We start from the raw sequence: 23,597 nt of genomic DNA on the forward strand, positions 1-23,597 counted from the left end.
CTGAGCTAAACGACCTGGGATACTGCTTTCCACTCTGGAGTGGAGAATGGTGGGTCGTGCTGGATTCGAACCAGCGACCAATTGATTAAAAGTCAACTGCTCTACCGACTGAGCTAACGACCCATACCACCACCGCATCGGGCACATGACTGTACCGACGCTGACGGCGGCCTATAATACGGATTTAAATTCTTGGTGCAACAGAAAATTCTTAATTTAAATCCGTTTGCTCACTGTGCGTACAAACTGCTGTCACATTTACAAGAGTGTTACGAAAACAACCACCTAGCGCAATGTTACAGCTTGTCGAGGCTCTGCTTGGCGAGCTGTGCTGGCGAGGTGTTGGGATAGCCCTTGATCACCTGCTCGTAGTAACTTTTTGCCTGCGCCTTGTTGCCATCCAGCTGAGCTATCATGCCCAACTTGACCAGTGCATCGGCACGCTTGGGAGACTTGCTGTACTTGTCAGCCAGGGTCTTGAACTGGGCAGTGGCACCGGGCCTGTCCCCCTTGTTGAACAGCAATTGCCCCAGCCAGTAGTGGGCATTGGGCACATAGCTCGAATCCGGGAACTGCTTGATGAACCCCTGGAATGCCGGGATCGCCTTGTCGTAGTTTTTATCCTTGAGCACCAGGTTCACGGCCGAATCATAGGCCTGATTTTCATCCTGGTTACTGGAATAGGTCGCGGCACTCGCGGCGCTGGCCGTTGCCGCCGTGGCGGCAACAGCTGCGGCCGGAGCGGCCTGTTGGCTGCTGACCTTGTCGAGCTCCTGATAGAGCTGGCGCTGGCGCTCCTGGGACTGCTCCATCTTGTAGGTCTGCTGCTCCAGCTGACCACGCAAGTCGGCCACCTCTCCTTGCAGAGAGTCGACCTGCTGCTGCAAGTCGGCCTGTAGACGCAGACGGGCATTGAGGGTGCGCTCCAGCAGCGCCACCCTGTCCTCCAGGCTGCCTGAGGGCACGATGGCGCCCGCATTGTTGCCGAAGGCGGCGGTGACGGCACTGTCGCCACCGGAGAGATCGGACACAGGCGCCGCGGCGTGGGCCCCCATGCTAAATAGAAGTGCGGCCATCGAAATGGCCGCATTTTTATACACAAGATTCATCCGAATGAAACCTTAGTAGACCAGAACCGCACGACGGTTCTTGGCAAAGGCATCCTCGGTGTGAGACAGGTCCAGCGGCTTCTCTTCGCCATAGCTGACGATGGACAGCTGCTCAGCCTGCACACCCAGGGTTTGCAGATATTTGGCTACGGCCTTGGCACGACGCTCGCCCAGGGCGATGTTGTACTCAGGGGTACCGCGCTCATCGGCGTGACCTTCGATCAGTACCTTGACGGACGGGCGCTCACGCAGGTAGCTGGCGTGGGCATCCAGCAGGTCGGCGTATTGACCCTGGATATCGTAACCGTCGTACGGGAAGAAGATGACGTTATCGCGCTGCAGCGCTTCGAACTTTTGACGCATCTGCTCTTCCGGTGACAACAGACCATTGGCGGAGCCAGTCTGTACACCACCCATGCCGTCGGTCATACCCGCTTCGGCGCCGGAAGCGTCGGAGTCGGAAGAAGAACTACAGGCAGCCAGGGTGAACAGTGGCAGTGCGATGGCCAGACCCTTGAGCAGTTTATTGAGTTGCATGCTATTTCCTTAAACCTTTATAACAAAACAAAAAACAATTGAATTTATTATCAATTCAGAAAGGGCGACCAAGCTGGCGCACGTATTTCCCCGCTGCTTGTCGGCAATACTGCCTTGAAGCGACCATCCGTCGAGACCAGAGCCAGGCTCTTGCGCCCCTGATAGATGGTGGAGTAGATGATCATGCTGCCATTAGGAGCCACACTTGGCGACTCATCCAATGCACTCTGGGTCAATACCAACATGGCTCCGCTTTCCATATCCTGCCGAGCGATGCGATATTGTCCCTGTTCCCGGGTGACCACTACCATGGACTTGCCGTCCGCTGTCATGGACGCACCCTGGTTAGAATCCCCTTCCCAGGTGATGCGACGAGTGGCGCCAGTCGCCAAATTTACGCTATAAATCTGGGGTTTGCCACCACGTTCAGAGGTGAATACCAAACTTTGTCCATCTGCCGTCCAGGAGGGTTCAGTGTCTATGGTGCGGCTATTGGTCACCCGGGTCAGCTGCTTGCTAGCAACATCAATGATATAGATATCCGGTTGACCATCCTTGGACAGAACGATAGCCAATCGACGACCATCTGGCGACCACTCTGGCGCCCCGTTAATGCCACGGAAGCTGGAGACCAGGCTGCGCTGCTGATTGTAAATATCCTGCACATAGATCTCGGACTTCTGGTTCTCGAAGCTGACATAAGCCAGCTTGCTGCCATCCGGCGACCAGGCCGGAGACATCAGCGGCTCACGGGAACGCAGCAAGACCTTCTCGTTGTAACCGTCATAGTCGGAGATACGCAGTTGGTAGGGGAACTGGGCCCCCTGATCGACCGCCACATAGGCCAGGCGAGTCAGGAAGGCGCCACGCTCGCCAGTCAGGCGCTCATAGACGATGTCGGAGATACGGTGGGCAAACTGACGCATCTGGGCACCGGGAATGGTGGCCATGCGACTGTCGAGCACGTAACCATTGGCTTCTCCGCCCTGGGTCTTGGCTAGCTGCCCCTTGAGCACATCGACCAGTTCGAAGTTGATCTTGTAGGAACCATTGCCGGCAGGGGCTATGGTGCCCACCACCACGGCTTCCACCCCTTGCGAGGCCCAGGGCGCGAAATCAATCTCGCCACTGCTGCTCGGGGTCTGCGGCATCTGGCCACGAGCCAGCGGCTTGAACTTGCCGCTGCGCATCAGGTCATTGGAGACCACCTCGGCAATATCCTGAGGCAACTGACCCTCACCACTCCACTTGAAGGGAGCCACGGCGATGGGACGGGCGCTGTCGATACCACCTGTGATGACGATGTCCAGCGCCGCCTGGGCGCTCTGGCCCATCAGCAAGCAGCCAACCAAAGCAAAAAATACTTTTCTTATCATGGCTTAAATACTCGGTTCCAATTTGAGATTGAATTCTTTGAGCTGCTCGAATGCCGCAGGATCCTTGGGCACGGGCAACTGGTTCGCCTTCAGTACGGCGGCTCGACCCGAACGACAGACGGCGGGATCACCCTGACCATTGTCGACCGAAATAACGAAGCCACTGCTGGCAAGCTTCACACCGATAGTACATGTTTTGCCCCGCATGGTGGGATCCAAAATCATGTAACGCTCGACCGTGGCCTTGATGAGCGCGGCATACTTGTCGACCTCACCCTGAGCCGCTGCCGCCGCTGCCTGACTTCTAGAGCTGGCCTCAGCCGCCATTTGCGCCTGCATTTGAGCCTCTAGTTGTGCCTGTAGCTTGGCTTCTTCGGCTGCCTTGCGCTTGCGCTCGGCATCGGCTTTGGCCTTCTTGTCAGCCTCTTCCTTCGCTTTCTTGTCTGCGTCAGCTTTTGCCTTTTTGGCCGCCTCGTCCTTGGCCTTCTTATCGGCCTCGGCTTTGGCTTTCTTTTCGGCGTCCGCCTTGGCTTTCTTGTCCGCGTCTGCCTTGGCCTTCTTCTCGGCCTCCGCTTTCGCCTTCTTGTCCGCTTCTGCTTTGGCCTGCTTGTCCGCCTCTACTTTTTTGGCGGCCTTGGCCTTCTCCTCAGCCTGCTTCTGTTCTTGCTCTTGTTTCTTCTTCAGGGCCAGGGCTTTGCTGGTCGCCTCTTCGGCCGCCTTGCGTTCTGTCTCGGCCTTCTTGGTCTTCAGCTCCTCTTGCTTGCGGACCTGTTCAGCCTGTTGAGCTTGCGCTTCGGCCTGTTTCTGCTCGGCCTGCTTCTTCTGTTTCTCGGTCTCGGCTTTGCGGGTCGCCTCTTCGGCGGCCTTGCGCTTGGTTTCGACGCTCTTCAGCCGCTCCTCTTCTAGCTCGCGAGCCTGTTTAGCCTGATCGATATCGGCCTTCACGGCTGGCTTGTTTTGCTGTTGTGCTTGCTGTTGCTGGATCTTCGCGGCTTGCTCGGCAAGGAATTCGTCATCGAGCATCACAGCGTTGACTATCTGGGCCGAGGAGGCAGGCCGCTTCGGCTTGCTGAAATCGACACCGACCAGCAAGATGATGCCGATGATCAGATGCAGCAGCAGCGAGACGATGAGATAACTGGAAATACCACGTTTCACATCCATCTCCGTCAGTTCACCGGATCCGTCATCAGACCAACCTGGGGCACGCCGGCTTTCTTCAAGGCGACCATCAACAGTATCACCTCTTCATAGCGCACGGCCTTGTCGCCAGCCACCACCACGGGGGCACCCTGGTTGACCGCGAGATACCCCATGGCCTTCTCGGTGATAAATTGCTGGATAGCCTCGGGCGAACCAGCAGGTACCGGCTCGTCATCCGCTTCACCCGCCTTGACCACGTATTCGCCATCGACGTTGACGCTGACGATGAAGGGGGACTTGGCATCTTCCGGCAGTTGCTCAGACTCCGCTTGGGGCAGATCTACCTTCACCCCCTGGGTGATCACCGGCGTCACCGCCATGAAGATAATGAGCAGCACCAGCATGACGTCGATGTAAGGCACCACGTTGATCTCGGCCACCTTCTTGCGCCGGATCCGCTGATAGGTTTGCATTACTGATCACCCTGTTGCTGCTGTGCTATCTGGCGGTTCAGAATGGTGGTGAACTCATCCATGAAGTTGGCGTAGGCGTTCTCCAGTCGCTCGACCTTGTTGGTAAAGCGGTTGTAGAAGATGACCGCCGGGATCGCGGCGAACAGGCCCATGGCGGTGGCGATCAACGCCTCGGCGATGCCGGGTGCCACCATCTGCAGAGTCGCCTGTTGTACCTGTCCCAGGGCGATAAAGGCATTCATGATGCCCCATACGGTACCAAACAGGCCGATATAGGGGCTGATGGAGCCGACGGTCGCCAATACCGGCAGGTTGGACTCCAGCTCGTCCACGGCGCGAGACAACGACACCCGCATGGCACGGTAAGTACCGTCCATCACCGCATCCTGACCCCGGGCACCGGCCTTGAGCAGACGGGCATACTCCTTGAAGCCGGAGTAGAAGATGTCTTCCATGCCTTCGATATCATCGCGGCGGGAGGAGGACTCCTGATAGAGGCGGTTGAGATCCACCCCGGACCAGAATCTGTCCTCGAATTGCTCGGATGCCAGGTTGGCAGCCTTGATGACCTTGGCGCGCTGGATAATCAGTGCCCAGGAGACAACAGACATGCCCATCAGGGTCAACATCACCAGCTTGACCAAGAGGCTGGCTTGCCAGAACAGACCAATAAACGAAATTTCAGCGTGCACTTAACAGCACTCCCTTCACATTTTCAGGTATTGCAACAGGTTTCATAAGCGGGTGACTGACACAGGCTATCTGTACCATGGCCTGGGTGATCAGTCGCCCATCAGCCGCCAGTATCTGTTGCGAGAAGCGCATGGAGGCGCGTCTCACTTCAGTCACTTGCGTTATTACGGTCAGTAATTCGTTGAAGCGGGCTGCGGCGCGAAAATCGATCTCGGTCCGGCTCACCACGAAGGCGATCCCCAGTCCGAGCAGGACGTCCTGTTCGATGCCGCCGGCACGCAGAAACTCGGTGCGGGCCCGCTCCATAAATTTGAGATAATTGGCGTTGTAGACGATGCCCCCGGCATCGGTATCTTCGTAGTAGACCCGTACCGGAAACTCAGAGACTTCACCCATAACAATCTGTGATCCATTCGACAGTCTGATGGGGGGGTATCATAGCGCAGGGGTGAATAGGAAAGAAGCAGGGGGAGACAGGGAAATCCTGTCTCCCCCTGTTTTTATGGCAGGAAGTAACTGTGTGTCAGCCAGAGCCCATAAAGCAGGCTTGGCCAGGCGAACCAGGGGCAGAAAAACACCCTGCCCGGCAGGCTGCGGGGATGAAACCCCAGCCCGTGCATGACGCCGCAACTGACTGCCCACATCAACCAGGGCGCCACCCAGTGACCATGAGCACTGGTGTTGGCCGCAATCAGATTAGGGGCCTGTAAAATGGCGGCGGCCAACAGGGCCGCCGCGAGTAACATCAGACCCTGCCATGGCTGGCGCTCAAGGGGAGCGGCCAGCCGGGCCAGTTGGTCACTTCTCTTCATCGATCGTGCGATCCAGGTTCTCGGTGTGCTCCAGCCAGAGCGCATTGATGATCCCAAACGCACAAGCCAGCAGCAGACCCAGGATCCAGGTGAAATACCACATATCAGGGCACCTTCTTAGTAGAGCGATTGTTGGTTGTCTTCGATGTGCTTGTTGCTCACCCGGCCAAACATCTTGATGTAGGTCCAGATGGTGTACGCCAGCACAGTCGGCACAAAAATGGCAGCAACCACTGTCATCACCTTAAGGGTGTTGAAGGAGGCAGTGGCATCCCACATGGTCAGGCTCTGTGACGGCTCCAGGCTCGAAGGCATCACGAACGGGAACATGGCGAAGCCGCAGGTCAGTATGATGCCCGCGATAGCCAGGGAGGAGCAGAGGAACGCCAGCCAGCCCTTGCCAAGCTTGGCCGAAAGCGCGGTCAGCAGGCTCATCACCAGACCCAGCACGGGGGCAGCAATCATCCAGGGATAGAGGTTGTAGTTCTGCATCCAGGCACCGGCCTGCACCACCACTTCCTTATGCAAGGGGTTGGTCACCGCATCGGTCGCCGCGCCGCTGACCACCACATAACCATCCATGCCACTGACCCAGACACCCGCTACCGCGAAGGTCACCAGAGTCAACAGGGAGAAGATCATGGCGGCGGTACGGGAGCGAGCCAGCACTTCCCCCTCGGTCTTCATCATCAGCCAGGTGGCACCCTGGGTCACGATCATGAACAGGCTGACCAGACCGGCCAGCAAGCCAAACGGGTTGAGCAGGCCGAAGAAGTTGCCGTGATAGGTCAGCATCAGGAACTGGTTGAAGCTGAACGGCACCCCCTGCAGCAGGTTGCCGAAGGCCACCCCGAAGATCACTGGCGGCACGGCGCTACCGATGAAGATTCCCCAATCCCAGTTGTTGCGCCATTTGGCATCTTCACGCAGGGAGCGGTACTTGAAGCCGACCGGGCGCAGGAAGAGCGCCATCAGGGTCAAGATCATGGCGATGTAGAAGCCGGAGAAGGCTGCCGCATAGACCATGGGCCAGGCGGCAAACAGCGCACCACCCGCGGTGACCAGCCAGACCTGGTTGCCTTCCCAGTGCGGCCCCATGGTGTTGAGCATCACTCGACGCTCAACATCCTTCTTGCCGACGAAGGGGAGCAGTGCGCCCACCCCCATATCAAAACCATCCGTGACAGCGAACCCGATCAGCAAGACACCGACCAGCACCCACCAGACCAGACGCAACATTTCGTAATCAAACATGAGTCGATCCCCTTATGCCTTGAGCTGTTCGAAGTGGTACTTGCCGGTTCTGAGGCTGCTAGGGCCCAGACGCGCATACTTGAACATCAGGTACATCTCGATGACCAGCAGTACCGAATAGAACAGACAGATGCCTATCAGGGAGAACCAGATCTCGGAGGCGGGTATGTTGGAGGCAGACACGAAGGTCGGCAACACTTCCGCTATGGTCCAGGGCTGACGGCCATACTCGGCCACAAACCAACCACACTCGATGGCAATCCAGGGCAGAGGTATACCCCACAGCAACGCCTTGAGCAGCCACTTGCGCTGACCGATACGGTGACGAGTGCTGTCATAGAAGGCGATACCAATGAGCAGCAGCATGGCGATGCCACAGGCAACCATGATGCGGAACGCGAAGAACAGGGGCGCCACATGGGGGATGGAATCATCCACGGCGGACTTGATCTGGGCATCGGTCGCATCGACGACGTCATTGGTGTAGCGCTTGAGCAGCAGACCGTAACCGAGATCCTGTTTCACTTCATCGAAACGGGCACGGGTCTCTTCCGACTTGTCACCAGATTGCAGCTTGGTCAGCAGTTCGTAGGCGGTCATGCCGTTACGCACCCGCAGTTCGTGCTCGCTCTTCAGATCCTTGATGCCGGTCACCTGCTCGTCCAGGGAACGAGTGGCAATGATGCCGAGGGCATAGGGGATCTTGATGGCGTAATCGGTGCGCATCTCCTCCTGATTCGGGATACCGAACAGGGTGAAGGAAGCCGGGGCCGGATGGGTATCCCACTCCGCCTCGATGGCGGCCAGTTTCACCTTCTGTACTTCACCGGTCTCGTAGCCGGATTCATCACCCAGGATCAACACAGACAGGATGGAGGCCATGCCAAAGGCTGCCGCGATGGCGAAGGAGCGACGAGCAAACGCCACATCCCTTCCCTTGAGCAGGTAGTAGGAAGAGATGCCCAGCACGAACATGGCACCCGTGGTGTAGCCCGCCGCGACAGTGTGCACGAACTTGACCTGGGCTACCGGGTTGAACACCAGATCCGCGAAGCTCACCATCTCCATGCGCATGGATTCGAAGTTGAACTCGGCACCGACCGGGTTTTGCATCCAGCCGTTGGCGACCAGGATCCAGAGCGCGGAGAGGTTGGTTCCCAACGCCATCAACCAGGTTGCCGCCAGATGCTGACGCTTGGTGAGGCGATCCCAACCGAAGAAGAACATACCGACGAAGGTGGATTCGAGGAAGAAGGCCATCAAGCCTTCGATGGCCAGCGGAGCCCCGAAGATATCGCCGACATAGTGGGAGTAGTAGGCCCAGTTAGTCCCGAATTGGAACTCCATGGTCAGACCCGTTGTGACCCCCAAGGCGAAGTTGATCCCAAACAACTTGCCCCAGAACTTGGTCATGTCCCTGTAAACGGGGTTATTGGTCATGACATAGACAGATTCCATGATCGCAAGAATGAAGGCCATTCCCAGCGTCAGGGGTACAAACAGGAAGTGATAAAGGGCCGTCGCAGCAAATTGGAACCGCGATAGGTCTACCACATGCTCAGCAATCATGATGTTTCCTCACCGATTATTGGCACGGCTATTTTAGGTGTATTTAAGAACAAAGCTTCCGTTGGTGCTCCCGAACCCGCTGCGTACTGCATCACTTCACAACCGCATTGTTAGGTCACGACCAAATATTAACAACAAGGCAATAACTAAGAACAAATAAAGCTAATGTTTAACAACTACAAAACAAGCAGATGGTATTTATTCTCGCCCATGATGACGACTGTTTTATATCATCTTTATTTGATTGAAATCAATGTAAAACCAGTGTCAATACATGTGTTTCAAAGGGTTTTTTACGCTTAAATCACATCCAATTCGAGAGCAAAATCACAAATCCACAAAGATTTTAATTTATTGATTTAAATCAATTTTTACAAGGCGCGCGCCACAATGAAACCTATTAAATAAATCGTTGCATCAATATAGACCTACTCATTTCTGTCAAAGATGATGCCTCGATGCGAAATTACTGAAAAACCGATAAAAACGCATGTTCATGCTAGTTTGAATTGCCAGAAAATGAATTAATAAAACTAATCCGAAAGTGACAATTTTTCTTGTTTGCTCCTTCATGAACCTCCTCCTACAATGCGCCCCGCAGTGAGGGCAATCCCTTGGATACAGGCCGGTTAATCAGGGTTCCCAGTGCGTTTTTGATGACCATTTCGAATCTGACAGAGGGATACCAAGATGAAAAAGTTTGTTACTAAAGCGATCCGTTATTACAAGATCTCTTTCGTTCAGCTGTATCAAATGAACCGACTCTGAGTCTCGCGACGACTCACCGTTTTTGCCTTACCCGGCTTGTGTCCAGGCGCACTCACTGTCTGTGAACATCCACCCTGAATTGTCTTTTATGCCCACCGCCTGTGCGTGTGGGCTTTTTTATGCCCGCCCATAAAAAAACCGCCCCAGAGGACGGTTTTTTGTCGAACCAGCCGTTTTCAGCTCTCAGCGGGTCGCTGCAAACCGAAGTGGGCATAGGCTCTAACCGTCGCAATCCTGCCTCTTGGAGTACGTTGCAGATAACCCTGCTGGATCAGGTAGGGCTCAAGCACGTCCTCAATAGTGTCCTTCTCTTCACCGATGGCGGCAGCCAAGTTATCCAGCCCGACAGGCCCGCCCATAAACTTGTCAATCACAGCCAACAATAGCTTGCGATCCATGAAGTCGAAACCTTCGTTATCCACGTCCAGCATGTCCATGGCACGGGCCGCAATGGGGCCATCGATGCGGCCATCGGATTTCACCTGGGCGAAATCACGGACCCTGCGTAACAATCGGTTAGCAATGCGGGGGGTGCCACGGGAGCGGCGCGCCACTTCCAGGGCGCCATCGTCGGTCATCTCAAGGCCCAGGCAGCGGGCGCTGCGCGCGACTATGTCGGTCAAGTCCTTGACGTTGTAGAACTCCAGCCGCTGGACGATGCCGAATCTGTCCCGCAACGGGCTGGTGAGGGAGCCGGCCCGGGTGGTGGCGCCAATCAGGGTGAAGGGGGGCAGGTCGAGCTTGATGGAGCGAGCCGCGGGCCCCTCTCCTATCATGATGTCGAGCTGATAATCTTCCATCGCCGGATAGAGCACCTCCTCCACCACTGGGCTGAGTCGGTGAATTTCGTCGATGAAGAGCACATCATTGGGCTCGAGGTTGGTGAGCAGCGCCGCCAGATCCCCAGCTTTCTCCAGCACAGGACCCGAGGTGGTCTTGATGTTCACCCCCATCTCATTGGCCACGATATTGGCGAGGGTGGTCTTGCCCAGACCCGGTGGGCCAAAGATCAGCAAATGATCCAGCGCCTCGCCACGTTGGCGGGCGGCTTCGATGAAGATCTCCATCTGGGCGCACACAGGATCCTGGCCGGTATAGTCGGCCAGCTTCTTGGGACGAATCGCCCTGTCGATGACCTCATCTTCACGAACACCCGTGGCCGAGATGAGGCGGTCTGCTTCGATCATCTCTTACCTCACACCAGACTACGCAGGGATTCGCGGATGATGGCTTCCACCGACATCCCCTCCTTGGCGACCTTGCCCACAATCTGGCTCGCCTGAGCCGGCTTGTAACCGAGCGCGACCAGGGCGCTGGCCGCCTCCTCGCTCGCATCGGGGGCGCGCAGGCTGCTCTCCTGAGCGGGCAGGCTGATAGTCGCTGGCGAGAAGAGGTCGTGACTGACCCAGCCCTTGAGCCTGTCTTTCATCTCCACCACCAAGCGCTCGGCGGTCTTCTTGCCGACCCCTGGCAACTTGACCAGGGTGCTTATCTCCTCGCGCTCGACGCTGAGCACGAACTGGCTGGCCGTCATGCCGGAGAGGATGGCCAGCGCCAGCTTGGGGCCGACGCCATTGGTCTTGATCAGCTCGCGAAACAGGGCGCGCTCCTGCTTGTGGTTGAAGCCATACAGCAGCTGGGCATCTTCACGCACCACGAAGTGAGTCTGAACGATCGCCTCCTTGCCAAGCTCGGGCAAGTCATAGAAGCAGCTCATGGGCATCTGGACCTCATAGCCCACGCCCCCCACCTCGAGCAACACCTCGGGGGGATTCTTCTCAATTACAATGCCTCTCAAGCGACCGATCACGGCTTGTCTCCTCAACCAACACAGCTAGCAACAAAAGTGGCCCTAGCTTAAATAATTACTGGATAAGTATCCAGCACACTGATGAAACCCGCTGCCTATGTCAGTCATATAACAGCAGGATGGCGAAGAGCCCGCTGCATTTAGTCACTTATTGAAGACAGAAAATCGCATTAGGATGATGACCCATGTTAAAATTCCGCCCTTGCATTTATCCAGGGCCCGGCGGCCCGTCTCACGTTAAGGTTCATCGCGATGCGTACCAGCCATTATCTGCTTTCTACCCTCAAGGAAACTCCGTCCGACGCCGAGGTTGTCAGCCATCAGCTGATGCTGCGCGCCGGCATGATCCGCAAACTGGCCTCCGGCATGTACGCCTGGTTGCCCTCTGGTCTGCGTGTACTCAAGAAGATTGAGAACATAGTCCGCGAAGAGATGAACAACGCAGGGGCTGTCGAAGTGTCCATGCCGGTGGTTCAACCGGCCGAATTGTGGCAGGAATCCGGCCGCTGGGACGACTACGGCCCCGAGCTGTGCCGCCTGACCGACCGTCACAACCGTGCCTTCGTGCTGGGCCCGACCCACGAAGAGGTGATCACCGCCCTGGTCCGTAACGAGGTGAACAGCTACAAGCAGCTGCCCCTGAACCTCTATCAGATCCAGACCAAGTTCCGCGATGAAGTGCGTCCCCGTTTCGGTGTGATGCGCGGTCGCGAGTTCCTGATGAAGGATGCCTACTCCTTCCACATCGACAAGGCCTCGCTGATCGAGACCTACGAGCGGATGCACGCCGCCTACTGCACCGCCTTCAGCCGCATGGGCCTGAACTTCCGCCCGGTGCAGGCCGATACCGGCTCCATCGGTGGCACTGGCTCCCATGAGTTCCAGGTGCTGGCCGAGAGCGGTGAAGACCTGATCGCCTTCTCCGACAGCTCCGACTACGCCGCCAACATCGAGATGGCCGAAGCCCTGGCCCCGGCCGGTGAGCGCGCTGCCGCGACCCAGGCCCTGACCAAGGTCGCTACCCCGGCGGTGCACAGCATCGATGAGGTCGCCGCTTTCCTGAGCCTGGCACCGAGCGCCATCGCCAAGACCTTGCTGGTACTGGCTGATGCGGACGAGCACGGCAAGCAGGCCGTGATTGCCCTGATAGTGCGCGGCGACCATGAGCTCAACGAGCTCAAGGCAGAGAAACTGGCCGGGGTGGCCAACCCGCTCACCTTCGCCAGCGACGAGCAGATCCTCGCTGCGGCAGGCTGCGAGGCAGGCTCCATCGGTCCGGTCGGCTTTGCCGGTCGCATCATCGTCGATCGCAGCGCCGCCCAGCTGAGCGATTTTGTTTGTGGCGCCAACGAGACTGGCTGCCACCTGACCGGTGCCAACTGGGATCGTGACATCACCGCTTACGAAGTGGCCGATCTGCGCAACGTCGTCGAAGGCGACCCCAGCCCCTGCGGCCAGGGCAAGCTGCTGCTCAAGCGCGGCATCGAAGTGGGCCACATCTTCCAGCTGGGCACCAAGTACTCCGAAGCCATGAAGGCCAACGTGCTCAACGAGGGCGGCAAGTCCGTCACCATGGAGATGGGCTGCTACGGTATCGGGGTCTCCCGCCTGGTGGCTGCCGCCATCGAGCAGAACAATGACCAGTACGGCATCATCTGGCCGGATGCCATAGCACCGTTCGAAGCGGTCATCATTCCGATGAACATGCACAAATCGGTACGGGTTGCCGAACTGGCCGAGCGTTTCTACACCGAGCTGAAAGCCGCCGGGGTCGACACCCTGTTCGATGACCGTAAAGAGCGCCCGGGCGTGATGTTTGCCGACATGGAGCTGCTGGGCGTCCCCCACGCCATCGTCATCGGCGATCGTGGCCTGGACAGCGGCGTGGTGGAGTACAAGTGCCGCCGTACCGGTGAGAAGCAGGAAGTGGCCATCACCGACATCGTCGCCATGATCAAGGCCAAGCTGGGCCGTTAATCCCCGCCAACGCCCATAAAAAAGCGCGCCAATCGGCGCGCTTTTTGTTGTCTGGTGATCCAGCGTCTCCAGGCAACAGTGCCTAATTGCGACCAATAAAGAGGTCGGTCACATGGCAGCTGCTGCGCGCCTCCAGGGCATCGAGCATGTATTCGGCAGCGTCTTCCGGGGTCATGAAACCACTCGGATCCACGTGATCCGAGTTGTCCCAGAATTCACTGCGAATGCCGCTTGGATAGAGGTTGACCAGGCGCAACGGGCCGCCCTTGGTCTCGGCGCGCAAGGATTCGAGAAAGCCGCGCATGCCCCATTTGGAGGCGCAATAGAGGCTCTCGTTGGCCTTGCCAACCTGCGCGGCCGAGGAGAGCACGTTGGCGAGTATGCCGCCCCGCTCCCCGATGAGCCGCACCGTCTGCTGGGCCACCAAAATGGTGGAGACAAGATTATTCTCCACCACCCGGCGCACCTGTTCGGCGGTATAGACGCCGACCGGGCCAAATTCACCGACCCCGGCGCAATGGATCACCAGACTCGGCAGACCGCCCCACTCCACCGCAGCGGCGAAGGCCATCTCCACCTCTTCGTGGTGGGAGAGATCCGCCGCGATGCCGATCACGGCCTGACCGAGTTCGGCCTCCAGATCCTGCAATTTCTGGTAACGGCGTCCCATCATGGCCACCCGGTGACCGCGGGCCACCAGTCCATTCGTCAAGGCTCGGCCCAGACCAGACCCCGCCCCCGTCACAATGATGTTGCCCATGAGGAACCCTCGTTGCCGTGAAATTAGAAGCTGAATTCGGCGCCAGCGAACCAGCCATCTATCCGCTGATCAACCTTGTCAAAGTCGACATCGACTTGACGCCAGCCAGCGCGCAGCTTGAGCGGCAGGGAGGAGAACTTGTAAGCACCACCCAGACGGTAGTCATAGTTGTCTGCATCCTGCACCCGGGCATCGCCGAAGGCAGAGAAGCCGGTACCCGGCAGACGCACTTCGGCGCTGCTGTAAGCCATCAGCACGTCTTTGTCATAGGAGTAGTGCTGGGTATTGAAGTCCCCTTCATAACGACGACCGGTCAGACCCAGATCGATCTGGAACAGATCGTTGTTGAACAGGCGATAGTAGAGGCTCAGATCGTAGGCTTGCAGATCGTTGTCGAAGGCGCCGCCGCTGGAGCTCAGGTCGGACATTTCAAACTTGGCATTGGGCAGTAGGATGATGCCATGCTCCAGCTGCAGGTAACCGCTCCAGTTGTTTTTGTCATCAAAGCTGCCGTTGGCCCCGATGTCGTTGACGTGACCGCTACCTTCGGCATTCCAGATATCGCTGCCGACGGCAAAGCGCCAGTCATCGGCGGCCATGGCAGAGGTGCTCATCAGGGCAAGCAGGGAAGAGGCCAACAGTGTCTTTTTCATTATTAAACTCCAGAGAATGCGGGATTAGACCCGCATTTTACCTCGCTTATCCCCAATACCTAGCAAGATTATCCACACAGCGACCAATTCTGACCCAGATCTGACCCGGATTAGTGCTGCATACCCGCCGAAGGCTCGACCGGTTTCACCGGTAACAACAGACCCAGGGTCTGACCATTATCCAGACTCAGGGTCAGGGGGAAGGGGGTATCCTGACTGGGTTGATCCTTGAGATCGAACAGCATGATGTGAAAACTGCCCGGCTTGAGCGCCACCTCTCCCTTGGCCGGGATCTCGATGCTCTCGACCTGACGCATACGCATCACGCCATTCTCATGGAGGTGAGTATGCAGCTCGGCGCGAGCCACCTCGGGAGAGCTGGCGCCGGTCAGTTTCACCGGGGCATCACCGTCGTTTTTCAGCACCACGAAGGCCGCCGTGTTGGGGGAGCCAGGGGGCAGCAGACGCACATAACCGTCGCTGGCAGTCACGTTCGCCAGCACCGGGGTCGCCAGCAACAGGGAGACTGCCGCATAAAACATGTGTTTTAACATGGTTGAAATCCTTTTATGAACTTGTTAAGAAAGGAAAAGCTTACTGCCAAGCGCGGAGCTTGAACAGACCACCAGCCAAGGATTGCGACATGAACGACCCCATCATCAGCCAGCGCCAGCAGGGGGTACTGACCCTAACCTTGAATCGCCCCGCCAAACGCAACGCCCTCAATGGCGCCATGTATCAAGCATTGACCCAGCAACTGCGCGAGGCCGCGCTGGATGCGGACGTGCGAGTGGTGCTGCTGCAGGGCCAGCAGGATTGCTTCACCGCCGGCAACGATCTCGGCGATTTCATCGGCAAGGAGAGCCTCGGCGAGGATGACCCCATCTTGCAGTTCCTGCACACCCTTGCCGATTTCCCCAAGCCGCTGGTTGCCGCCGTGGCCGGGGCGGCGGTGGGCATAGGCACCACCCTGCTGCTGCACTGTGATCTGGTCTATCTGGCAGATAACGCCAGGCTGCAACTGCCCTTCGTCGAGTTGGGTCTGGTGCCTGAGTTTGCTTCCAGTTTGTTGCTGCCCCGGGCCGTGGGTCACCTCAAGGCGTGCGAGCTGCTGTTGCTGGCAGAGCCACTCTCGGCCCGGGAGGCGCTGGATCTGGGGCTGGCCAACCAGGTGCTGGCCCCGGGCGATCTCCTGGCCCATGCCAAACACCAGGCCGAGCGGCTCGCCGACAAGCCTCCCCTTGCCCTGCAAAGAAGCAAGGCCCTGCTCAAACAAGAGCTCAGGCAGGCGGTTCATTTCGTCATCGACACGGAGGCGCGCGCCTTCTCCCTGGCGTTGCAAGGGGAAGAGGCGCAAGCGCGCATCGCCCGCAAACTGGCCACCAGGGGATAAACCCGTCGCAACCCGCCCGCTCAACCCGGGTGAGGTTGATCAGTTGAGGCGAAAACGTCCAATCAGCTCGCAACCTTGCAAGATGTCCTGACTCTGGATCAGTCTGGCTATCTCGGGGTTGGGGTGGCGACGCAGGAAACCAAGCAGGGCGGCGCGGCAGCACCCCAGCTCACTGATGAGGGACTCGCACCCCTTGTGGGGGCACTGGGGCACCAGTGCCGTCACCAATTCGGCGGCAAGTTTGAGGTAGCGCAACTCGTAGTTGGGCTCCCCCATGGCACGCCAGAAGTCGGCGAGACGATGGCAGGTGGCAACCCGCATGGTGGCAAGCTCTTCGAGGTCGATGGTGACGGCTTTGCTCTGCTCATCGACGGACTCGGAGATGACGCCAAGGGCCTGCTGATAGAGGCAGACGGCGGAGCCTAGCGCCCCCTGTGCCAAGGAGTGCTCGGCTTCTATCATGTAACGCTGCCAGTGCGCCTCAGTGTTATCCGGCCTGGTGAGTGTCTGTGCCATGAGAGACCTCCTTACTTGAATGAGGCCTATCATGATGCCTAAACGAGAATGAATATCAAGCTGACAGATTGTGCAGGATCTCTGCTCCTGTTGCCCCCATCACACTCTGTCATCGGCGTCGCCCTGTCTCATCCCAAGGCAGGTTAAGATGATGCCAACCTAAGGAAGGGCATGATGAACAATGGAAGTCGGGGCCTGCTGATCGGCCTCTGGGTCACCTTGATGGTGATGATCGCCTTCACGGCGCGCCAATGGGGGCTGGAGAGCCTGCGCCAGCAGGCACAGCTCGACAATGAACGGCTCGCGGGGCAGCTGCTGGGCGAGCTCGACAAGTACCGCCGCTTGCCCGCCCTGATCGCCACCCGCAGCGAGCTCAAACAGACCTTGCTGCTGCAGTTTCCTCCCTATCGCCTCCACCCCCTGCTGGAGCAGTACAACGAGATCCTGGGAACGGATGCCATCTATCTGATGACGGAGCAGGGAGAGGTGCTCTCCGCCAGTAATTGGCGGCAACAGGACAGCTTTGTCGGCGATAACTACCACTTCCGCCCCTATTTTCGCCAGGCGATGCAGGGTAAACCCGGCAGCTACTTCGCCCTGGGTCAACGGTCGGGGCGGCGCGGCTACTACTTCTCCTATCCGGTCCAGGATGGCGATCGCCGGCTCGGGGTCGTGGTGGTCAAGGTGGCGCTCTCCTTGATCGACGAGCGTTGGGCCCGCAGCGATCTCGACTACCTGCTCACCGACGAATACGGTGTCGTCTTCTTCGCCTCTCAGCCTGACTGGCTCTATCGCCCCCTGGTCAGGCTCGATCAGGCAACCCGCCACATCCTGGCCGAGGAGCGTAAATATGGGGACAAACTGGGCGCCCCCTTGAGCGATCTCGCCTCCCTCGGCCTGCTGCGCAGCCAGAGCGAGTGGCACTGGGGCCAGGGCTATCTGTTCACCGGCACCGCCATGCCGACTGCCGGCTGGCACCTCTATACCCTGGAGCCACTCCATGACTTGCGCCCCATCATCGCCAAGGCCCTGGCCAGCTTCACCCTGGTCTCCCTGCTGCTGCTGATGATCTGGCTCTACTGGCGCCAGGTGCTGCTCGGTCGCGCCCGCCTGGCCCGACTCAACAACTTGTTGGAGCACAAGGTCAACCAGCGCACCAAGGCCCTCTCCACCAGCAACCAGGACTTGGTCGCCACCCTGGACAAGTTCCGTCAGACCCAGCGAGAGCTGGTCGATACCCAGGAGCAGCTGGTACAGACCGCCAAGCTGGCCCTGCTCGGCGAGATGTCGGCCGGGATCAACCATGAGCTCAACCAGCCCCTGGCCGCCATGCGGGCCTATGGCGAGAATGCCTTGCAGCTACTCGACCAGGGCCGTCTCGATAGCTGCCGCGACAACCTGCTGCAAATCAATGATCTAAACCACCATATGAGCGAACTGGTGGCCCGCTTCAAGGTGTTCGCCCGCAAGGGAGAACAGCGGCTGCAGGCGGTGGCGCTGCAACCCGTGGTGCACGCCAGCCTCTCCCTCCTGCACGGCCAGATGATCAAGCAGGGAGTGCTGGTCGAAACCCGCCTGCCCAGCGAGCCCCTCTATGTGCGCGCCGATGCAGTCCAGCTCGAACAGGTTCTGGTCAACCTGCTGCACAATGCCCTGCAGGCCTGCGCCAGCAGCGGCCCTCCCCGGGTCTGGCTCGAGGTGGAGAGCCTGGCGGAGCAGGTGACCATCGCCGTCATCGACAATGGCCCCGGCCTCCAGGTCGAGGCCAGGCAGCTGTTTGCCCCTTTCTATACCACCAAGTCCCAGGGGCTGGGGCTGGGGTTGACCATATCCCTGCGCATCATCACCGCCTTTGGCGGCACCCTGGACGCCACCAATGACCCCAGAGGCGGAGCCCGCTTCACCATCACACTGCCCGCGGTTGACCCCAGCCTGAGGAGCCCCCTGTGAAGCAGACTTGCTCCTGCCATGATACTGCGCTCACCCTTCGCCATCTCACCCGCACAGCCCGGGCCACAGCGCCCTCAAGGAGGCCGACATGAACCAAGTCATGCTGATCGACGATGAACACCACCTGCGTCTCTCCCTCGGCCAGACTCTGGAGCTGGCCCAGTGGCAGGTCACCACCTTCGCCAGCGCCACCGAGGCGCTGCCTCACATCAAGGCGCAGTGGCCCGGCATCATCATCAGCGACATCAACATGCCCGGCATGAACGGCATCGCCCTGCTCGAGGAGATCATGAGCCGTGACCCCGAGCTGCCGGTGATCCTGCTCACCGGTCATGGGGATATCTCGACGGCGGTGCAGGCCATTCGCCTCGGCGCCTACGACTTTATCGAGAAGCCGTTCGGCACCGAACAGTTGCTGGAGGTCGTGCGCCGCGCCTGTGACAAGCGACGTCTGGTGCTGGAAAACCGCGAGCTGCGCAGCGAGTTGGAGGCCCAGAGCGGGCCGGGCCCCAGGCTGCTCGGCACCCACCCGGCCATCAAGCGGCTGCGCCAGATCCTCACCCACATCAAGGATGCCCCCGCCGACGTGCTCATCATGGGCGAGACGGGGTGTGGCAAGGAGTTGGTCGCCCGCTTCCTGCACGATCACTCGATACGGGCCGCCGAACCCTTTGTCGCCATCAACTGCGGCGCCGTGCCCGAGACCATGATAGAGAGCGAGCTGTTCGGCTTCGAGGCGGGCGCCTTCACGGGCGCCCAGAAGCGACGGGTCGGCAAGATAGTCTGGGCCGACAAGGGCACCCTCTTCCTCGACGAGATTGAGAGCATGCCCATGGCGCTGCAGATCAAACTGCTGCGGGTACTGGAAGATAGAAAGGTCGAGCCACTCGGTACCAACCAGCTGATCTCGCTGGATATCAGGGTACTGGCCGCCAGCAAGATGGATCTGAAAAGACTGGTCGAGCAGGGCACGTTTCGCGCCGATCTCTATTACCGGCTCAATGTCGTGAGGGTCGATATCCCCCCATTGCGGGAGCGCAAGGAGGATGTGCCCCTGCTGTTTGAAAACTTCCTGCGGGTGGCGGCGACCCGCTATCAGCTGGCACCGCCGCGCCTTGGCGCAGAGCAGCGCGCCTGGTTGTTGGCCCACGACTGGCCGGGCAATGTGCGCGAGCTGCGCAACCTGGCCGAACGCTGCGTACTGATGGGGGAAGAGGGCGCCTTTGCCGATCTCAGCCTGGGTTGCGAGGCCCTGACCCTGGCCGAGCAGGTCGACCGGTTCGAGCGCATACTGCTGACCGACACCCTCAACCAGCATCGCGGTCGCCTGAAAGAGGTTCAGGAGGTACTCGGCCTGCCCCGCAAGACCCTGTACGACAAGATGCGTAAATATGGCCTCGACAAGCAGGATTACAAACTCGGAGACGAGGCCAGCGAGGGGGCATAACGCTCCCAGGCCGCACTGCCAGTCGGTACGCCCTGGCTGAAAGAGCCCCCGGCGCCCCTGCCCCAGCGCGTCCAGGGGCGGATCCCAACCTCGATCTCCTGCGAGAATTGGCGAAACCCCACCCATGCCAGCAGGGGGATGGGGGGATTGCCACCCCTTTTCGCGGCGCACTCATCTCGCCCCCGGGCCGCCACGGCCCGGCCCTTCTGAAATGTTGCGGAAATGTTGCCATTGGCACGCAAGTTGCCTTGTTGAGTGGGAATGCACTGACCCACACACAAGGATGAACACAATGACATTCAGAACCCGCGCCCTGACCGCCGCCCTCACCCTGGCCCTCGGCATCTCGACGGCCTTCGCCGCCCCCATCGAACTCAAGTTCTCCCACGTGGTGGCGGACAACACCCCCAAAGGCCAGATGGCAAACCACTTCAAGCAGTTGGTGGATGAGCGCCTCAAGGGACAAGTCGAGGTCAAGGTCTATCCCAGCTCCCAGCTGTTCGGTGATGGCAAGGAGCTCGAAGCCATGCTGCTCGGTGACGTGCAGATGATCGCCCCCTCCCTCTCCAAGTTCCAGAAATACACGGATCAGCTGCAGATCTTCGACCTGCCCTTCCTGTTCAATGACATGGCCGCCGTCGACCGATTCCAGCAGGGCAAGGAGGGCCAGGCCATGCTGGGCTCCCTGGAAAAATATGGCCTGGTGGGTCTGGGCTACCTGCACAACGGCATGAAGCAGATCTCCGCCAGCAACCCCCTCAAGACCCCGGCCGATGCCAAGGGCAAGAAGTTCCGCATCCAGACATCGGACGTGCTGGCCGCCCAGTTTGAAGCCATCCAGGCCGTGCCGGTGAAGAAACCCTTCGCCGAGGTGTTCACCCTGCTGCAGACCAAGGCCATCGATGGCCAGGAGAACACCTGGTCCAACATTTACTCCCAGAAGTTCTTCGAGGTGCAGCCCTATATCACCGAGACCAACCACGGGGTGCTGGATTACCTGATCGTCACCAACGCCGACTTCTGGAACGGCCTGCCAGACAATGTGCGTAGCGAGCTCAAGAAGGCCCTGGACGAATCGGTCACTTTCGGCAACAAGATTGCCGCCGAGAAAGACAGCGAGGACAAGGCCGCCATCTTCGCCTCCGGCAAGAGCCAGCTGATCACCCTGACCGATGCCGAGCGCAGTCAGTGGGTCGAGGCCATGAAGCCGGTCTGGCAGCAATTTGAAGGGGCCATCGGCAAGCAACTCATCGACGCCGCCGTCGCCGCCAATCAGCAGTAAGGAACCAGAAGGCCCCTGCCAGCAAAGGGTGGGGGCCCTCTCAGGGACGATCCTATGAAAAAACTCATTTATCAGCTGGAGGAGACCATCATAGGTCTGCTTCTGGTCAGCACCACGCTGCTGGTCTTCATCGAAGTGGTACTGCGCTTCTTCTTCGACACCGGCCTGCTCTGGGCCCAGGAGCTGACCCTCAACCTCTGCGCGTGGATGGTGCTGTTCGGCGCCTCCTGGGGGGTGAGAGTCGGCGCCCATATCGGAGTGGATGCCTTCATCAAGGTGCTGCCCGGCCACTGGCAACGCCGCCTCACCCTGCTGGCCGTTGGTCTGTGTCTGCTCTACTGCGGTTTCTACTTCTATGGCGCCTGGATCTATCTGACCAAGCTCAAGATGATCGGCATAGAGATGGAGGATCTGCCCATTCTGCGCTGGCAGGCCATGAGCATTCTGCCCATAGGCCTGACTTTGCTGTTTTTCCGCTTCCTCGGGGTCGGCGTCATGGTATGGCGCGGCCAGATGCAGGGCTTTGCCCTGGCCGATGAGGCGCGCGAGAGCATGCACCTCATCGACAACGATCCGAATCAGAAGGTATAAGCACCATGGCAACCCTGACCCTGTTTACCCTGCTGATCCTCACCATGTTGCTCGGCATGCCCATCGCGGTGGCCCTCGGCCTCTCCAGCGTGGCCACCATATTGCTCTTCTCCAACGACTCCCTCGCCTCCCTGGCGCTCAAGTTGTTCGAGGCGACGTCCGAGCACTACACCCTGCTCGCCATCCCCTTCTTCGTGCTGTCGTCGGCCTTCCTGTCGACCGGTGGCGTGGCCAAGCGGATCATCAACTTCGCCATGGACTCCGTCGGTCACATCCGTGGTGGCCTCGCCATGGCTTCCGTCATGGCCTGCATGCTGTTTGCCGCCGTGTGCGGCTCCAGCCCGGCGACCGTGGCCGCCATCGGCAGCATCGTCATCGCCGGCATGGTGCGCTCCGGCTATCCCCAGGCCTTTGCCGCCGGGGTGATCGCCAACGCAGGCACCCTGGGGATCTTGATCCCCCCCTCCATCGTCATGCTGGTCTATGCGGCGGCGACCGAGGTATCGGCATCGCGCATGTTCATGGCGGGCTTCCTGCCAGGGCTCATGATGGGGGGCCTCATCATGGTGGTCATCTATGTGGTGGCTCGCATCAAGGGCCTGCCGAGCCAGCCCTTCCCGGGGCTCATCACCCTGCTTGGCAGCGGTGGCAAGGCCCTCGGCGGCCTCTTCCTCATCATATTGGTGCTGGGATCCATCTACGGTGGGGTTGCCAGCCCGACCGAGGCCGCTGCGGTGGCGGCAGTCTACGCCTTCTTCATTGCCGTTTATGGCTATCGCGACATAGGACCGCTCAAGGGGGTGGCCTGGCGCAACGAGGGAGAGTCTCTGGCTGCCGCCAGCCTGCGCAATCTGGTGCTGCTGCCGCTCTCCCTGCTCAAGTCTCCCTTCAACGGGGAGGTGGGTCATGTGGTGCGCGATGCCGCCAAGGTGAGCATCATGCTGCTGTTCATCATCAGCAATGCCATGCTGTTCGCCCACGTGCTCACCTCCGAGCGGATCCCCCATGCCATCGCCGAGACCATCATCGCCTGGGGTCTGCCTGCCTGGGGCTTCCTCATCGTGGTCAACATCTTGCTGCTGCTGGCGGGTAACTTCATGGAGCCCTCGGCCATCGTGCTGATCATGGCGCCCATCCTGTTCCCCATCGCCATGCAGCTGGGCATAGACCCCATCCATCTGGGGATCATCATGGTGATCAACATGGAGATAGGGATGCTGACGCCCCCTGTGGGGCTCAACCTGTTCGTGACCGCGGGGATCACGGGGCAGAGCATGGGCTGGGTGATCCGCGCCTGCCTGCCCTGGGTCGGTTTCCTGCTGCTGTTCCTCATGCTGATCACCTATGTACCGCAGATCACCCTGTTCCTGCCCGAATACCTGGATGGCCCCAGTCTGCCGGTCCCCTGATAGCCGTGCTCGCCCCCATGCAAAGCGCCACCCTTGAGGTGGCGCTTTTTATCGACGCGGATCTGCCCGAGGCGT

The 23,597-nt window shown here is 59.2% G+C and carries 24 protein-coding genes and 1 tRNA gene; 7 read left to right on the forward strand and 18 right to left on the reverse strand.

What is annotated here, in order from left to right; genetic code table 11:
* Nucleotides 1–47 precede the first annotated feature (47 nt).
* The 14 genes from BN1130_RS08885 to ruvA form a co-directional block, all read right to left on the reverse strand.
* Nucleotides 48–123: transfer RNA gene (locus tag BN1130_RS08885), tRNA-Lys, on the reverse strand.
* A 173-nt stretch (nucleotides 124–296) separates the two neighbouring features.
* Nucleotides 297–1,109 carry a tol-pal system protein YbgF gene (ybgF, locus tag BN1130_RS08890; RefSeq protein ID WP_042041560.1) on the reverse strand — a complete coding sequence of 271 codons (813 nt, stop codon included), beginning with the start codon at nucleotides 1,107–1,109 and terminating at the stop codon, nucleotides 297–299.
* Between the two features lie 12 nt (nucleotides 1,110–1,121).
* Nucleotides 1,122–1,646 carry a peptidoglycan-associated lipoprotein Pal gene (pal, locus tag BN1130_RS08895; RefSeq protein ID WP_042041561.1) on the reverse strand — a complete coding sequence of 175 codons (525 nt, stop codon included), beginning with the start codon at nucleotides 1,644–1,646 and terminating at the stop codon, nucleotides 1,122–1,124.
* Nucleotides 1,647–1,696: 50 nt separating this feature from the next.
* On the reverse strand, nucleotides 1,697–3,022 hold the full coding sequence (tolB, locus tag BN1130_RS08900; RefSeq protein WP_042041562.1) for a Tol-Pal system beta propeller repeat protein TolB: 1,326 nt from the start codon (nucleotides 3,020–3,022) through the stop codon (nucleotides 1,697–1,699).
* A 3-nt stretch (nucleotides 3,023–3,025) separates the two neighbouring features.
* Nucleotides 3,026–4,186: a cell envelope integrity protein TolA gene (tolA, locus tag BN1130_RS08905; protein WP_042041563.1), complete on the reverse strand. Its 1,161-nt coding sequence runs from the start codon at nucleotides 4,184–4,186 to the stop codon at nucleotides 3,026–3,028.
* A 5-nt stretch (nucleotides 4,187–4,191) separates the two neighbouring features.
* A complete protein-coding gene (gene tolR, locus BN1130_RS08910) occupies nucleotides 4,192–4,638 on the reverse strand; it encodes a protein TolR (protein WP_005908538.1) in 447 nt (148 codons plus the stop codon).
* The gene (gene tolQ / locus BN1130_RS08915; RefSeq protein ID WP_042041565.1) at nucleotides 4,638–5,330 is read right to left on the reverse strand and encodes a protein TolQ; all 693 of its coding nucleotides are present in this window, start codon (nucleotides 5,328–5,330) and stop codon (nucleotides 4,638–4,640) included. Before tolQ ends, tolR begins: the two co-directional genes overlap by 1 nt.
* Nucleotides 5,320–5,727 carry a tol-pal system-associated acyl-CoA thioesterase gene (ybgC, locus tag BN1130_RS08920; RefSeq protein WP_042041566.1) on the reverse strand — a complete coding sequence of 136 codons (408 nt, stop codon included), beginning with the start codon at nucleotides 5,725–5,727 and terminating at the stop codon, nucleotides 5,320–5,322. Before ybgC ends, tolQ begins: the two co-directional genes overlap by 11 nt.
* Before the next feature lie 104 nt (nucleotides 5,728–5,831).
* A complete protein-coding gene (locus tag BN1130_RS08925) occupies nucleotides 5,832–6,143 on the reverse strand; it encodes a cyd operon YbgE family protein (protein WP_042041568.1) in 312 nt (103 codons plus the stop codon).
* Complete coding sequence (gene cydX / locus BN1130_RS21625) at nucleotides 6,130–6,246, reverse strand: cytochrome bd-I oxidase subunit CydX (protein WP_042041569.1); 117 nt, start codon at nucleotides 6,244–6,246, stop codon at nucleotides 6,130–6,132. The genes BN1130_RS08925 and cydX overlap by 14 nt, the downstream gene beginning before the upstream one ends.
* 14 nt (nucleotides 6,247–6,260) lie before the next feature.
* Nucleotides 6,261–7,397 (reverse strand): cytochrome d ubiquinol oxidase subunit II, encoded by a 1,137-nt coding sequence (cydB, locus tag BN1130_RS08935; RefSeq protein WP_042041570.1) that lies wholly within the window; start codon nucleotides 7,395–7,397, stop codon nucleotides 6,261–6,263.
* A gap of 12 nt (nucleotides 7,398–7,409) precedes the next feature.
* Nucleotides 7,410–8,966: a cytochrome ubiquinol oxidase subunit I gene (locus tag BN1130_RS08940; protein ID WP_042041571.1), complete on the reverse strand. Its 1,557-nt coding sequence runs from the start codon at nucleotides 8,964–8,966 to the stop codon at nucleotides 7,410–7,412.
* 944 nt (nucleotides 8,967–9,910) lie between these two features.
* Nucleotides 9,911–10,921, reverse strand: coding sequence for a Holliday junction branch migration DNA helicase RuvB (ruvB, locus tag BN1130_RS08945; protein ID WP_042041572.1), 1,011 nt, complete (start codon nucleotides 10,919–10,921; stop codon nucleotides 9,911–9,913).
* Between the two features lie 8 nt (nucleotides 10,922–10,929).
* Nucleotides 10,930–11,544, reverse strand: a complete 615-nt coding sequence (gene ruvA, locus BN1130_RS08950; RefSeq protein WP_042041573.1) for a Holliday junction branch migration protein RuvA — start codon at nucleotides 11,542–11,544, stop codon at nucleotides 10,930–10,932.
* 252 nt (nucleotides 11,545–11,796) lie between these two features.
* Between ruvA and BN1130_RS08955 the strand changes: the two genes are divergently transcribed.
* Entirely contained in the window at nucleotides 11,797–13,521 is a 1,725-nt protein-coding gene (locus BN1130_RS08955; RefSeq protein WP_042041574.1) for a proline--tRNA ligase, read from the forward strand.
* A gap of 82 nt (nucleotides 13,522–13,603) precedes the next feature.
* Here BN1130_RS08955 and BN1130_RS08960 read toward each other — a convergent pair whose 3' ends face one another.
* The 3 genes from BN1130_RS08960 to BN1130_RS08970 form a co-directional block, all read right to left on the reverse strand.
* The gene (locus tag BN1130_RS08960) at nucleotides 13,604–14,281 is read right to left on the reverse strand and encodes an SDR family oxidoreductase (protein WP_042041575.1); all 678 of its coding nucleotides are present in this window, start codon (nucleotides 14,279–14,281) and stop codon (nucleotides 13,604–13,606) included.
* 23 nt (nucleotides 14,282–14,304) lie between these two features.
* Nucleotides 14,305–14,934: a TIGR04219 family outer membrane beta-barrel protein gene (locus BN1130_RS08965; RefSeq protein WP_042041576.1), complete on the reverse strand. Its 630-nt coding sequence runs from the start codon at nucleotides 14,932–14,934 to the stop codon at nucleotides 14,305–14,307.
* 110 nt (nucleotides 14,935–15,044) lie between these two features.
* Complete coding sequence (locus tag BN1130_RS08970; protein WP_042041578.1) at nucleotides 15,045–15,488, reverse strand: copper chaperone PCu(A)C; 444 nt, start codon at nucleotides 15,486–15,488, stop codon at nucleotides 15,045–15,047.
* 89 nt (nucleotides 15,489–15,577) lie between these two features.
* Here BN1130_RS08970 and BN1130_RS08975 point away from each other — a divergent pair, with 89 nt between their 5' ends.
* A complete protein-coding gene (locus tag BN1130_RS08975; protein WP_042041579.1) occupies nucleotides 15,578–16,327 on the forward strand; it encodes an enoyl-CoA hydratase-related protein in 750 nt (249 codons plus the stop codon).
* A 39-nt stretch (nucleotides 16,328–16,366) separates the two neighbouring features.
* Here the strand turns inward: BN1130_RS08975 and BN1130_RS08980 are convergent, their stop codons facing one another.
* On the reverse strand, nucleotides 16,367–16,843 hold the full coding sequence (locus BN1130_RS08980) for a DUF2753 family protein (protein ID WP_042041580.1): 477 nt from the start codon (nucleotides 16,841–16,843) through the stop codon (nucleotides 16,367–16,369).
* Between the two features lie 171 nt (nucleotides 16,844–17,014).
* On the opposite strand from BN1130_RS08980, the gene BN1130_RS08985 reads away from it, so the two are divergent.
* The 5 genes from BN1130_RS08985 to BN1130_RS09005 all read left to right on the forward strand — a co-directional run bounded on the left by BN1130_RS08985 (nucleotide 17,015) and on the right by BN1130_RS09005 (nucleotide 23,522).
* On the forward strand, nucleotides 17,015–18,793 hold the full coding sequence (locus BN1130_RS08985; RefSeq protein ID WP_084218171.1) for a sensor histidine kinase: 1,779 nt from the start codon (nucleotides 17,015–17,017) through the stop codon (nucleotides 18,791–18,793).
* A gap of 88 nt (nucleotides 18,794–18,881) precedes the next feature.
* The gene (locus BN1130_RS08990) at nucleotides 18,882–20,240 is read left to right on the forward strand and encodes a sigma-54-dependent transcriptional regulator (RefSeq protein WP_042041581.1); all 1,359 of its coding nucleotides are present in this window, start codon (nucleotides 18,882–18,884) and stop codon (nucleotides 20,238–20,240) included.
* 292 nt (nucleotides 20,241–20,532) lie between these two features.
* Nucleotides 20,533–21,522, forward strand: coding sequence for a TRAP transporter substrate-binding protein (locus tag BN1130_RS08995; protein ID WP_042041582.1), 990 nt, complete (start codon nucleotides 20,533–20,535; stop codon nucleotides 21,520–21,522).
* Nucleotides 21,523–21,576: 54 nt separating this feature from the next.
* Complete coding sequence (locus BN1130_RS09000) at nucleotides 21,577–22,113, forward strand: TRAP transporter small permease (RefSeq protein WP_042041583.1); 537 nt, start codon at nucleotides 21,577–21,579, stop codon at nucleotides 22,111–22,113.
* 5 nt (nucleotides 22,114–22,118) lie between these two features.
* Entirely contained in the window at nucleotides 22,119–23,522 is a 1,404-nt protein-coding gene (locus BN1130_RS09005) for a TRAP transporter large permease (RefSeq protein ID WP_042041584.1), read from the forward strand.
* The last annotated feature ends 75 nt before the right edge of the window (nucleotides 23,523–23,597 follow it).

The sequence above is a fragment of the Aeromonas rivuli genome, assembly GCF_000820045.1.
Classification (GTDB): domain Bacteria; phylum Pseudomonadota; class Gammaproteobacteria; order Enterobacterales; family Aeromonadaceae; genus Aeromonas; species Aeromonas rivuli.

What these genes read in the sequence shown, in the direction of transcription:
- tolR (WP_005908538.1), bottom strand. Translation starts at nt 4,638, where the DNA reads ATGCAAACCTATCAGCGGATCCGGCGCAAGAAGGTGGCCGAGATCAAC.
- cydB (WP_042041570.1), bottom strand. Translation starts at nt 7,397, where the DNA reads ATGTTTGATTACGAAATGTTGCGTCTGGTCTGGTGGGTGCTGGTCGGT.
- BN1130_RS09000 (WP_042041583.1), top strand. Translation starts at nt 21,577, where the DNA reads ATGAAAAAACTCATTTATCAGCTGGAGGAGACCATCATAGGTCTGCTT.
- cydX (WP_042041569.1), bottom strand. Translation starts at nt 6,246, where the DNA reads ATGTGGTATTTCACCTGGATCCTGGGTCTGCTGCTGGCTTGTGCGTTT.
- pal (WP_042041561.1), bottom strand. Translation starts at nt 1,646, where the DNA reads ATGCAACTCAATAAACTGCTCAAGGGTCTGGCCATCGCACTGCCACTG.
- BN1130_RS08985 (WP_084218171.1), top strand. Translation starts at nt 17,015, where the DNA reads ATGATGAACAATGGAAGTCGGGGCCTGCTGATCGGCCTCTGGGTCACC.
- BN1130_RS08980 (WP_042041580.1), bottom strand. Translation starts at nt 16,843, where the DNA reads ATGGCACAGACACTCACCAGGCCGGATAACACTGAGGCGCACTGGCAG.
- BN1130_RS09005 (WP_042041584.1), top strand. Translation starts at nt 22,119, where the DNA reads ATGGCAACCCTGACCCTGTTTACCCTGCTGATCCTCACCATGTTGCTC.
- BN1130_RS08990 (WP_042041581.1), top strand. Translation starts at nt 18,882, where the DNA reads ATGAACCAAGTCATGCTGATCGACGATGAACACCACCTGCGTCTCTCC.
- BN1130_RS08970 (WP_042041578.1), bottom strand. Translation starts at nt 15,488, where the DNA reads ATGTTAAAACACATGTTTTATGCGGCAGTCTCCCTGTTGCTGGCGACC.
- BN1130_RS08955 (WP_042041574.1), top strand. Translation starts at nt 11,797, where the DNA reads ATGCGTACCAGCCATTATCTGCTTTCTACCCTCAAGGAAACTCCGTCC.
- BN1130_RS08940 (WP_042041571.1), bottom strand. Translation starts at nt 8,966, where the DNA reads ATGATTGCTGAGCATGTGGTAGACCTATCGCGGTTCCAATTTGCTGCG.
- BN1130_RS08960 (WP_042041575.1), bottom strand. Translation starts at nt 14,281, where the DNA reads ATGGGCAACATCATTGTGACGGGGGCGGGGTCTGGTCTGGGCCGAGCC.
- ruvB (WP_042041572.1), bottom strand. Translation starts at nt 10,921, where the DNA reads ATGATCGAAGCAGACCGCCTCATCTCGGCCACGGGTGTTCGTGAAGAT.
- tolB (WP_042041562.1), bottom strand. Translation starts at nt 3,022, where the DNA reads ATGATAAGAAAAGTATTTTTTGCTTTGGTTGGCTGCTTGCTGATGGGC.
- ybgF (WP_042041560.1), bottom strand. Translation starts at nt 1,109, where the DNA reads ATGAATCTTGTGTATAAAAATGCGGCCATTTCGATGGCCGCACTTCTA.
- tolA (WP_042041563.1), bottom strand. Translation starts at nt 4,186, where the DNA reads ATGGATGTGAAACGTGGTATTTCCAGTTATCTCATCGTCTCGCTGCTG.
- BN1130_RS08925 (WP_042041568.1), bottom strand. Translation starts at nt 6,143, where the DNA reads ATGAAGAGAAGTGACCAACTGGCCCGGCTGGCCGCTCCCCTTGAGCGC.
- BN1130_RS08975 (WP_042041579.1), top strand. Translation starts at nt 15,578, where the DNA reads ATGAACGACCCCATCATCAGCCAGCGCCAGCAGGGGGTACTGACCCTA.
- ybgC (WP_042041566.1), bottom strand. Translation starts at nt 5,727, where the DNA reads ATGGGTGAAGTCTCTGAGTTTCCGGTACGGGTCTACTACGAAGATACC.
- BN1130_RS08965 (WP_042041576.1), bottom strand. Translation starts at nt 14,934, where the DNA reads ATGAAAAAGACACTGTTGGCCTCTTCCCTGCTTGCCCTGATGAGCACC.
- BN1130_RS08995 (WP_042041582.1), top strand. Translation starts at nt 20,533, where the DNA reads ATGACATTCAGAACCCGCGCCCTGACCGCCGCCCTCACCCTGGCCCTC.